We start from the raw sequence: 11,150 nt of genomic DNA on the forward strand, positions 1-11,150 counted from the left end.
GCAAAATGAGCCGGCTTGCCGCCGCCGGCATGATGTGAGTCTCTATCCACGCCAGTTCAAAACAAAATTCCCGAAAATGTCGAGCCTGTTGACGCAACCGCTCAGGCGAACCATTGCATGACGAAATAAATCGACGCCTTCGCGAGACCGTAAATCACGCTGCCGGCAATGACGAGCGACACGGTCGTCATGATAAAGCCAATGAGCGCGAAAAGCCCGTCACGGCCCATAATGCCGAACGCGAACACCGAAATGGTGATTGCCGGCAGGATATTGCCGAGCGGTACCGGCAGAACCAGCACGATCGAAAGCAGCAGACAGGCGAGGCCGGCGAAATATTCCGCCGGCGGTTCGGCGAAGATGGCAAGTCGCGGCTTCAGCATGCGCTCCGCCCAGGCGAGCCAGCGATGGATGCGGCCGACGATAGTCTCAAAATCCTCCCGCCGCATCGAGCGGTTTGCGATCGCCTTCGGCAGCCAGGGTTTTAGCCCGAAGGTCAATTGGGCCGCCAGAAAAATCAGCGGCGCGCCAAGCACGGCCGATGTGCCGGGCGGGGTGGGAAAAGCGTTCGGCAGCGCGAAGATCAACATCAGAGCACTGATCGCCCTGTCACCCATCGTCTCGAACAGATCGCCGATCGAAATCCACTCCCGGCTTTGATCGCCTGCCAACTGCCGCAGGACAGCTGAGAGGCGGCGGCCTTTTGGACGGGGCGGACGTGGTCTTCGGCGTCTGTGGGGATCGGCGTTTTCGAAGGTCATGATACCGTTAGATGATGGAATGCCAAGCCCGATCTTGGCCGCGCAATATGCCAATTGAATGACTTAAGGGACAGGAAATCAATGAGAAGACCTGTCGGCGGCCATTTACATTCGACCGCCGCTTTTTTGCGCCGCAAGCGCGTGGCAGGCAGATGCATCAAGGCTTGAAATTCCCTGCCAACAGTGCGAGCAGACGCTGAAGGCTAGAGAAACGGCAGGCAGGCAATGGTCATTTCATTCGACATCGGCGGTTCCGCCATCAAGGGCGGCATCGCCCGCTCCGAGTCAGACATCGTTCCCCTTGGCCGCCGTCCGACGCCGAAGGATGATTTTGGCGCTTTCGTCGAGACCCTGTGCGATATCATCGCCGAAACCGGCGAACGCCCGAGCCGTATTGCCCTCTCGATCGCTGGCGTCGTCGATCCCGATACCCAGCGGCTGACCTGCGCCAACATTCCCTGCATCCACGGCCGCACGCTCGCGGCCGATCTCGAAGCCGAACTCGGCTTGCCGGTGCTGATCGCCAATGACGCCGACTGTTTCGCCATGGCTGAAGCCGGTCTCGGCGCCGGCCGCGGCCATCGCATCGTCTTCGGTGCCATCCTCGGCACCGGCGTCGGCGGCGGTCTGGTCGCCGACGGGCGGCTCGTCAATGAGGCCGGAGGCTTTGCCGGCGAATGGGGTCATGGGCCGATCATCGCCTCGGCGGCCGGTAATCCTCCCGTCGCCATTCCTGCTTACGCCTGCGGCTGCGGCCAGAAGGGCTGTGTCGACACTGTCGGCGGCGCCCGCGGGCTGGAGCGCCTGCATAAGACGCTGCATGATCTCAAGCTCTCAAGCGAAGAGATCATCGGTCAGTGGCGACAAGGGGAGGAGAAGGCGACACGCACCATCGACGTCTATGTCGATCTGGTTGCATCACCGCTCGCCCTGACGATCAACATCACCGGCGCCACCATCGTTCCGGTCGGCGGCGGACTTTCCAATGTCGAGCCCTTGCTCGCCGAGCTAGACAAGGCCGTGCGTACCCGCATCCTGCGCAAATTCGACCGTCCGCTGGTGGTGCCGAGTGAATGCCGCATCGAACCTGGCCTGATCGGCGCAGCGCTGTTGGGGCTCAAGGCGGAAGCAATCACGTCTTAAAGCACCGGCCACATCCGCACGATCGCTGCGAACCGGTCCCAGTCTTTGCGTTCCAATGGCGTCCATCCGGCTTCGGCGACGGCCGGAAGGCGCGGGAAGACCAGCCGGTTGAAATAGGCGCGAGAGAGGAAGTTTTCAGTCCAGATGCAGGCCTGGACGCCGCGCAGCTTCTCCCGCAGCGCATCCGGCAACTCGCCCTCGGCCTCGTAAGCATAGGTGTGTTCCGGCGGCGCATGGCCAGCCCAGCTCGCGCCGGGCTCAGACCAGGCTTCCGCTTGCGCCATGTCGAGATAATAGGCTTGGCCCGGCGTCATCACCACATCGTAACCTTGCTGCGCCAGCTCGATTCCGACAGCGGGCTTTTCCCAGGCCATCAGCAAAGTGCCGTCGCGATCAACTCCGCCGCCATGCGAGACTTCGTTCCAGCCGGCGAGCTTCCTGCCGCGCTCCGACAACATGGCCTTGATCCGTTTCAGCAAATAGGATTGCAGCTCCGCTGTGCCGGCAATTTTCTCCCGTTCCATCAGCGCCTTGCAAAGCGGCGAGGAAAGCCAGGCGCCGCTTGCGACCTCGTCGCCGCCGATATGGATATATTCACCGGGGAACAGCGTGACCATCTCGTCGAACACCTTCCCGAGGAACTCATAGGTGAATTCGACCGCCGGGTTGAGGGCATTATTGGGATAACCCTGCACGGCGCGATAGCTGTCCGGCGCCTCCTGCCCGTCGACGAGTTCGGGCAGTGACAACAGCGTCGCGGTGCTATGGCCGGGAACATCGATTTCCGGCACTACTTCTATTTGAAGCGACGCAGCATGCGCGACGATCCGCCTGACATCCTCCTGCGTGTAATGGCCAGAGCGCGGTTCCGCCCCGTCACCAAGCTGCGGCACAAGCACCTCGTCCGGCCCGCGCAGCGCGCCGATCTCCGTAAGCTGGGGATAGGCCTTGATCTCCAGCCGCCAGGTTTCGTCGTCTGTCAGGTGCCAATGGAAGATGTTGAGCTTGTTCCAGGCGAGGATATCGATCAGCCGCATGACGTCAGCCACCGGATAGAACTGTCTGGCCACATCGAGATGGCAGCCGCGCCAGTCATAACGAGGCTGGTCGGCGATCGTGCCGAAATTCGGAAATCTGAAGCTCTCCCGATTGGCACGCGCGCCGTGCATGATTTGCGCCAGACTGATCAGGCCATAGTGCCGACCCGCCGCATCCGCGCTGGAGAGCACGACCTCATGCGCGGTAAATCGTATTTCATAGGCGAACGCAGCGATCGATGATTCAGTAACGAAACGAATAGCCCGCCCGCCCTTTACGGCGCAGAGCGAGAACGGCACATTTTCGGCCGGATAAAGCCGCTGGTAAAGCGAAAGAACCAGAGACAACGCCTTGACCGCCTCGGGCCGTGTCCTCTCGGCCGGATAAAGGACGAGCGGCAGTTCTCCCGCCTTCAACGCGAGCGCCAGCGGCCAGGGCAGCAGCGAATAAGGCTCCTCTACCCGGCCCGGCGGCAGAAGCGGCGGCGCAATTCCGCCATCGCGGTCTTCGAGAATCAGATCGCCGAAGGCGACAGCAATATGGCGCCCGTCGCCAAGTGCCAGATAGGCCGATTTGACCCCCGATGTCACATGTTTCGGCTCTCGGGTCAGTCCCTCGACGGTGAACCGCCAGTGGCCGCCCGGCGGCACACTCAGCCCGTCGGGCGGCCGGAATTCATGGAGATGCGCGACTTGTCGCTTCAGGCTGCCGCCATCGCAGACGTGTTTTTCGGCAACCCGTGTCTCCGACGTATAGGCGAGCGAGAAACCGGAAAGCGGCTCGGCCGAGAGATTGAAGAGCGTGAAAATCAAGCGCCCGAAACTGCCTTCGACCGGATGCCAGCTTGTTTCCAGACGATAATCGGCCATGGTCTCGCCCTCCCCGTCAATGAGCGGCCGGGATCGCGACCGCTCGCCCGGCATGCTTTCACGAGCTTAGCTCTTTCGGGAGGGCAATGGAATCAACGCGAGTTCAAGCGGGGGCGGCCTGCACGGTTTGCAGGAATTGCGGCGGAACAAAGAGCTGGGGTGGTTTCATGATCGAGATTAAATATCCTGCAAATCGTTTCGAGTCATTGGCAGCTACTTGGCCGGCCGCTCCATTGCTGTCCGTGTTTGGGCCAGGGCTCGCCTTTCCAAAAGATGCGTCCGGGCATTCCCGACCATTTGGACGATCATATCGGGCGTGAAGGGCTTCGTCACCAGGAAGACGGGCTCCGGTCGGGTCCCCGACAAGAGCCTTTCTGGATACGCCGTCACAAAAATGGCAACGCAGTCCAGCAGTGAGTAAAGGTGGTTTATCAACTCGATTCCGGAGGAGCCGTCAGCTAGGGCGGTCTCGGTGAGGATGATCTCCGCCCTATGTTCAAGTGCAGCGACAATCGCCTCTTCCTTCGTTCTCGCGATTCCGACGACATCGTATCGGTTCTTTAGCAGATTGAGCTGCAAGTCCTCGGCTATCAGCGGCTCGCCCTCGGCAATAAGGATTCGAGGTAGACAAGCTTCGTTGTCTGCCAGCCTTTTTCGGAGCGTAATGTTCTCTTCCTCAAGCTCGCGGCTTCGGCCAACTGCTCGTTCAACTTCCTCAGCCGTGGTGCGCTTTAAAGTGGTGATCTCAGAGAGCGCGGCATCGTGGCTTTCCTTCGAAACGGACTTAGAGGAAGGAAGCGCCCTTAGGACAGCCGGAAGCTTTTTTCGCCATTCAGCCGTCTTTCCTTCCCAGGTCGCGGGGGCACGGGTTTCAAGCTCCAACTCACTGAACAAGGCCCTGAATATGGTCGTTAATACGCCAAGCTTGTTTCAGGCCAAGCGTCTTCGTCACGATGTCAAACGAAACATCTGGCACGACTACCGCGAGGGTTTTCAGCGACTTTGACCATGCTGCGCCAAGTTCCATCAAGCAGAAATCACTATCGAAGTAAGCGGGCGTCACGAGAGCAAGTACGATATAGGGCTGCTCAATCTGGTCGCGGATATACCCGTTGAAATCAGCCATCAGAGGAACGCCATGACCTGTTATACTGTTGCAGAAGACGTCACCATCCTTGACGCCAACGGCCTCCTTGAGAAAATTGACCATCAGCTTTGCAAGCCGGGCGTCTGCGGTAGCATGGCTAATAAATACTTTGCTCATGTCGGCTGAAAGCTCGTGTTACATCATTGATTCCGTGCCTAGCATTAAGATATCCTGTTGCCTTCGCAAGCTTTTGTCGCCTGCAGCCAATGCATCAAGTCTGGGTGTCCTGCGGGAGGAAGCCCATAAAGTCGGACCACCCCGTCGTTCTTCATGCATCAATGGAACTGACCCTGACAGCATCTGAAGACGGCACCCGCGAGCAGATCCAGGGCACGTCGTCCGAGCTGCGCAACCTCGAGGTGGCGGCAGGCAGCAACAAATGGTCGTTTTACGGACTGCTTGCTGAGCGAAGGAAGATAGCCTGCAAGGAAAACGGCGCGGCTTTCGCCGCGCCGTCCTCACTCGGCTGCCCACGCCGGCGGATGTCTGTCATCCGCCTCTTCCTGGATGGCGTCGGCATCCCGGCCTGGCTCGTCCTTTGCCTTCGGCTCCCGGCCGAAGAAAAGGGCGTAACCGGCGGGCAGAACCAGAATGGTGAGCACTGTCGCAACCAAGATGCCGCCCATCATGGCGAAGGCGAGCGGACCCCAGAAGACGCCGCGCGAGATCGGGATCAACGCCAGCACGGCGGTCAGCGCCGTCAGCATGATCGGCCGGAAACGCCGCACGGCCGCACCGACGATCGCCTCCTGCCGGTGCATACCAGCCTTGATGTCCTGATCGATCTGATCGACCAGAATGATCGAATTGCGCATGATAATGCCGAGCAGCGCGATGACACCGAGGATCGCCACAAAGCCGAAGGGCGCGCCGCTGATCAGCAAGGCGGCGGCCGCCCCGATGATGCCGAGCGGGCCGGTGGCAAGCACCAGCATCGCCTTGCCGAAATGCTGCAGCTGCACCATCAGCAGCACGATGATGACGGCGAGCATGATCGGCGCCTTGGCGGCAATCGACATCTGGCTTTCCGCCGCATCCTCGGCACCGCCCTGGATCTCGACGTTGTAGCCGGCCGGCAGGCTGTCGCGCAGGTCCTTCATGTCGGCATACATCTTCATGACCACGTCATTCGGCTGCACGCCGTCCGGCAGCGTCGCGCGCACCGTGATCGTCGGCAGCCGGTCGCGCCGCCATTCGATGCCCTGCTCCATGACGGGCACGACCTTGGCGACCTGCGAGACCGGAACGAAGCCGCCGAAATCCGTCGGCACGTAGACGGAATTGACCGCCGACAGCAGCGAGCGGCTGGCATCCGGCTCGCGGGCGACGATCGAGACCGTCTCCTCGCCGTCGCGGAAATCGTCGAGCGGAGCCCCGGACATGGCGGTCTGCAGCATCTGGCGCACGCGCTGCGAGGTCACGCCAAGCGCCCGGGCGCGGTCCTGGTCGATCACCAGCTTCATCGCCGGCACCGGCTCCAGCCAGTCGTCATGGATGGCGCCGAGCATCGGGTTGGCCGCAAAGCGCGCCTTCACCTGATCGGCGATCGCTCGCACCTCCTGGCGGTCGGGCCCCATGATGCGCATCTGCACCGGCCAGCCTGTGGGCGGGCCGAGGAAGAGGCGGTCGACCTTGCCGCGGATCGATGGGAAGTCTTCGGCAAGAATGGTGCGCAGCTTGACGATCAGCCGTTCGCGCGCCGGTTCGTCCTTCGCCATAACCAGCAGCTGGGCGAAGTTCGGGTTGCGCAGCTGCTGGTCGAGCGGCAGGAAGAAACGCGGTGCGCCTTCGCCGATATAGGTGGCGATGAACCGCTTGTCGGGATCATCCATCATCTTCGCTTCGAGCGCCTTCGCCTGCACTTCGACTTCCCGAATGCTGGTGCCTTCGGGCAGCCAGAGATCGACCAGGATTTCCGGCCGCGAGGATTGCGGGAAGAAATTCTGCGGAATGAACTGGAAGGCCCAGAGGCTGGTGACGAAGGTTCCGAGCGTCAACAGCAGCACGATCACCCGATGGCGAACCGCCCAGCCGACGGTGCCGCGCAGCCGGCGATAAAAGCGGGTGTCGAAGGCATCATGATGCTCGCCGGCGTGATGGCGCTGCTTGAGGATCATGTAACCGAGCCACGGCGTAAAATAGACCGCGACGAACCACGAGGTAACAAGCGCGATGCCGACGACGTAGAACAGCGAGCGGACATATTCGCCGGCCGTCGATGCGGCGAAACCAACGGGAATGAAGCCGGCCGTGGTGATCAGCGTCCCCGTCAGCATCGGGAAGGCGGTTGAGGAATAGGCAAAGCTTGCCGCCTCGATCTTGACCAGTCCCTCCTCCAGCTTCCGCTCCATCATCTCGACGACGATCATCGCATCGTCGACCAGCAGGCCGAGCGCGATGATCAGGGCGCCGAGCGAGATGCGCTGCAGGTCGATGCCGAGTTCGTACATCAGCGCGAAAGTCGCGGCGAGCACCAGCGGAATGGCGATGGCGATGACGAGGCCCGAGCGCCAGCCAATCGACAGGAACGAGACGACGAGCACGATGGTGAGGGCTTCGCCGAGCGCATGCATGAATTCGCCGATCGCATCCGTTACCACGTCGGGCTGGTTGGCGATCTGATCGACTGCGACTCCGTAAGGCAGCGATTCCTCGAAGCGCTGATAGGTCGCCTCCACATCCTTGCCGACATCGGTGACGTTGAAGCCCTTGGCCATGACGACGCCGACCTGGACGCTGTCATGGCCGTTGAACCGGTACTTGCGCTGGTAGGGATCTTCGAGCCCGGAACTGACGGTGGCGATATCGCCGAGGCGCGTCACCTGGGCGCCTGCGCGAAGGCTGAGCTCACGGATATCGGCCGCCTTCTTCACGTCGCCTTCGACAGATATGCGTACCGAACGCAGGCCGGTATCGACGGAGCCCGCCGGATCGACATTGTTCTGACCCTTGATGGCGTTCTGCAGGTCGAGGATCGTCAGGCCGCGCTCGGCGAGTGCCTTGGACGAGACGTCGATATAAATTTTCTCAGGCTGGTCGCCGATGATGACCGCCTTCTCGACGCCCGGTGTCGTCAGCAGCATGTCGCGCGCCTGGATCGCGAACTTCTTCAGTTCCGGATAGGTATAACCCTCGCCGCTGATCGAATGCAGGGTGATGAAGGTATCGCCGAACTCATCGTTGAAATAGGGGCCGAGCAGACCTTGCGGCAGCTCGCTGGAGATATCACCGACCTTCTTGCGCACCTGGTAGAAGGCATCGGCCACGTCCTTCGAATTCGTATCACCCTTGACCTGAAGCGTGATGATGGCGCTGCCCGCCCGCGTATAGGACTTGACCCAGTCAAGATGCGGGGTTTCCTGCAGCTTGCGCTCGATCTTGTTGACGACCTGATCTTCCATTTCCTGAATGGAAGCGCCTGGCCAGATCGCCTGGACGACCATGACGCGGAAAGTAAATTCGGGATCCTCGCGCTGGCCCATGCGCATCAGGCCGAGAATGCCGGTGATGATGATCAGGCCGAAGAGGAAGCGGGCGATGCTCGGATGTCCGATCGCCCAGCGCGACAGATTGAAGGGCCGCTTTTCAGTGTTGGCGTCCATGGTTCTGTTCCCTTTGGAGCATGATGCCGAAAAGTGTCAGCGGTTTCGGGCGAACATCATGCTCAAATAACTTTGATTTGCGCGATCAACGCACGGTCTGGTCGGAATCGGCCGAAGCCGATTGCTGCTCCGGCACCTTCACCTTCAGGTTCTCGCTCATGAATTGGGTGCCGGCGGCAACGACGAGATCGCCGCTATCGAGGCCTTGGGTCACATGCACGCCGTCGCCGGTGAAATCGGCGACCTCGATGATGCGGCCATGCACCGTCGCCGTGTCACGGTCGACCGTCCAGACCATCTGCTGGCCGTCCTTTTCGGCCAGCGCAGTGAGCGGGATCGAGACATAGCTGTTGCCGTTGTTGACATCGGCTTCGATGGTCGCGGTCATGCCTAGCAACACCCGCGGATCATTCGGCAGGCTCACGCGAACCGCAAAGGTGCGCGACTGCTGGTCGGCGCTGCCGGAAACCTCGCGCACCTTGCCGTCGAGCACCAGCCTGGCATCAGCCCAGAAACTGGCCTTGACCGTTTTGCCGGGCTTGAATTCGGCAATGTCGTTTTCCGGAACCGCGATCTGCACTTCCTTTTCACCATCGACGGCAACGGTCAAAACGGGGCTGCCGGAGCCAACGACCTGGCCGATATCGGCATTGATCGATGTCACTATCCCATTCTGGCCGGCCTTGAGCTCGGTATAGCTCACCTGGTTCTTCGCCTGATCCAGCGCCGAGAGCGCTGCGTCGCGCTGCGAGATCGCCTGGTCATGGCTGAGTGCTGCCTGTTCGAGCTGCGACTTCGGGGCGACGCTCTTGTCGAACAACTGCTCGGCGCGCTTGTTGGCGAGATCGGCGGTTTCGACGCCCCTTTCGGCCGCGGCGAGATTGGCCTCGGCCGTCTTGACCGCGAGCTGATAGTCTGTGGCATCGATGCGCGCGAGAACGTCGCCCGGCGTCACCCGGTCGCCGATATCGACGAGACGCTCGGTGATCTTGCCGGCCACCCGAAACCCGAGGTTCATCTCCGTGCGCGCCTTGACCGACCCCGAATAATCGAGCTTGCGGGTATCGTCGGCTTTGGCGATCTCCACGACCTTCACCGGCCGAATAACTTCCTTGACCTCAGCTTTTTCTTCCGAGCAGGCGGACAGGCCGATCCCGATGACGCCGATGAGCGCGAGGTTCGCGACGGACGGCATGCGGTTGCTGAGGGTGTTGAGCGAAAACATCTTCCGCACTCCTGGAATGTTTCGGGGGACCGACGACGGCTGCCGTCGATTATTTCTTGAGCGCCCTGATGGCGTAATCGATCAGTTCGTCGACGGCAGCGCGGTTGGTCTTCGCGAGACATTGCGCCACCATCTGGGGATGACAGAGATTGACCGTCGCCGCGCCGAAGCAGCGCGAGGCGACCACCGGATCGTGCTCGGCGAACTCGCCGGAGGCGATGCCTTCGGCGATGATTTCAGCAATCAGATCATGGACGCGATCGATATGTTTCTCGATGACATGCCAGTCGCGCTCGATCGCGACCACGATCATCTCGTGCACCTTCATCTCGTCGAGCATCGTATCCATCGTCCATTGATACTGGGTCTCGACATAAAGGCGCAGCCGTTCGCTGGCGCTGAGCGGCTGGTGGCGGATGTCGTAAGCGAGCTGATAGCAAGTGGCGAGCATGCGTCCGCAGAGCGCCTGATGGATCTCCACCTTCGAAGCGAAGAATCGATAAATATTGGCCGGCGACATGCCGAGATCGCGGGCGATGTCTGCCACCGTCGTTTTGCTGTAGCCGTAGTGACGGAACAGCCGCTCGGCCGCGTCGAGTATCCGCGTGATATTCTCCTGTCGCGTGACGTCGAGCGTATTTTCCGCAATGTCGTTCATGGACTTCGAGACCTCGAGTAACGACTGACGATTTTCGAATTTCGTCAGTCGTAAAATATCAAACGTCACTTGTCAATGCCGCCTGCGTGACGCGAGCGGTACGATAAATTTCGAAACGAGGTGATGATGAGCGCGAGCCACGATTGAAAAGTGCCGCGACATCAGACGCGCGGCACTTCGCGGCAATAGCAGAAAAAAATCAGGCGAGCTTGACGTCGAGCGTGATCGGAACGGCGGCGAGCGCCTTGGAAATCGGGCAGCCGGCTTTCGCCTTGTTGGCCAGTTCGGTGAAGGTCGCCTCATCTGCACCGGGGACGCGGCCGGAAAGTGAGAGATGGATGGCAGTGACGGCGAAGCCACCCTCGACGCTTTCGAGCGTCACCTTGGCCGAGGTTTCCATATGCTCGGCGGTGAAGCCGGCTTCGCCGAGGATGAGCGACAGCGCCATGGTGAAGCAGCCGGCATGGGCAGCGCCGATCAGCTCTTCCGGGTTGGTGCCGGGAATGCCTTCGAAGCGGCTGGCAAAGCCGTAGGGATAGTCTGTCAGGGCGCCGCTCTGAGTCGAGATCAAGCCCTTGCCGTCCTTGAGGCCGCCGCTCCAATGAGCCGAAGCCGTGCGATTGATCTGCATGCCGTCCTCCTGTTTCGATGGTTTTGAGGAAGCGGCAGGGCGCCGCTCCATGCCTGAGGGAGATTGGATAGCCTCC

At 60.9% G+C, this 11,150-nt stretch carries 9 protein-coding genes; 1 reads left to right on the forward strand and 8 read right to left on the reverse strand.

The annotated features are described in order from the left end of the window. Positions 1 to 101: 101 nt before the first annotated feature. A complete protein-coding gene (locus ACQ7C1_RS09265) occupies positions 102 to 680 on the reverse strand; it encodes an exopolysaccharide biosynthesis protein (RefSeq protein ID WP_430958090.1) in 579 nt (192 codons plus the stop codon). 306 nt (positions 681 to 986) lie between these two features. Between ACQ7C1_RS09265 and ACQ7C1_RS09270 the strand changes: the two genes are divergently transcribed. Next, positions 987 to 1,904, forward strand: a complete 918-nt coding sequence (locus tag ACQ7C1_RS09270; protein WP_430958065.1) for an ROK family protein — start codon at positions 987 to 989, stop codon at positions 1,902 to 1,904. On the opposite strand, the gene ACQ7C1_RS09275 is transcribed toward ACQ7C1_RS09270, so the two are convergent. The 7 genes from ACQ7C1_RS09275 to ACQ7C1_RS09305 all read right to left on the reverse strand — a co-directional run bounded on the left by ACQ7C1_RS09275 (position 1,901) and on the right by ACQ7C1_RS09305 (position 11,074). After that, the gene (locus ACQ7C1_RS09275; protein WP_430958066.1) at positions 1,901 to 3,811 is read right to left on the reverse strand and encodes a beta-N-acetylhexosaminidase; all 1,911 of its coding nucleotides are present in this window, start codon (positions 3,809 to 3,811) and stop codon (positions 1,901 to 1,903) included. The two genes, ACQ7C1_RS09270 and ACQ7C1_RS09275, sit on opposite strands and share 4 nt — an antisense overlap. A 213-nt stretch (positions 3,812 to 4,024) precedes the next feature. Then, on the reverse strand, positions 4,025 to 4,705 hold the full coding sequence (locus ACQ7C1_RS09280) for a hypothetical protein (RefSeq protein ID WP_430958067.1): 681 nt from the start codon (positions 4,703 to 4,705) through the stop codon (positions 4,025 to 4,027). Beyond that, positions 4,695 to 5,075 (reverse strand): toll/interleukin-1 receptor domain-containing protein, encoded by a 381-nt coding sequence (locus ACQ7C1_RS09285; protein ID WP_430958068.1) that lies wholly within the window; start codon positions 5,073 to 5,075, stop codon positions 4,695 to 4,697. Before ACQ7C1_RS09285 ends, ACQ7C1_RS09280 begins: the two co-directional genes overlap by 11 nt. A 341-nt stretch (positions 5,076 to 5,416) precedes the next feature. Further along, positions 5,417 to 8,560 (reverse strand): efflux RND transporter permease subunit, encoded by a 3,144-nt coding sequence (locus ACQ7C1_RS09290; protein WP_430958069.1) that lies wholly within the window; start codon positions 8,558 to 8,560, stop codon positions 5,417 to 5,419. A gap of 85 nt (positions 8,561 to 8,645) precedes the next feature. After that, a complete protein-coding gene (locus tag ACQ7C1_RS09295) occupies positions 8,646 to 9,785 on the reverse strand; it encodes an efflux RND transporter periplasmic adaptor subunit (protein WP_430958070.1) in 1,140 nt (379 codons plus the stop codon). A 49-nt stretch (positions 9,786 to 9,834) separates the two neighbouring features. Further along, entirely contained in the window at positions 9,835 to 10,443 is a 609-nt protein-coding gene (locus ACQ7C1_RS09300; RefSeq protein ID WP_085779560.1) for a TetR family transcriptional regulator, read from the reverse strand. A 199-nt stretch (positions 10,444 to 10,642) separates the two neighbouring features. Next, the gene (locus ACQ7C1_RS09305) at positions 10,643 to 11,074 is read right to left on the reverse strand and encodes an OsmC family protein (RefSeq protein WP_085779561.1); all 432 of its coding nucleotides are present in this window, start codon (positions 11,072 to 11,074) and stop codon (positions 10,643 to 10,645) included. Positions 11,075 to 11,150 lie beyond the last annotated feature (76 nt).

Origin of the sequence: Rhizobium sp. Nf11,1 (genome assembly GCF_050587665.1) — a bacterium.
Lineage (GTDB): Bacteria > Pseudomonadota > Alphaproteobacteria > Rhizobiales > Rhizobiaceae > Rhizobium.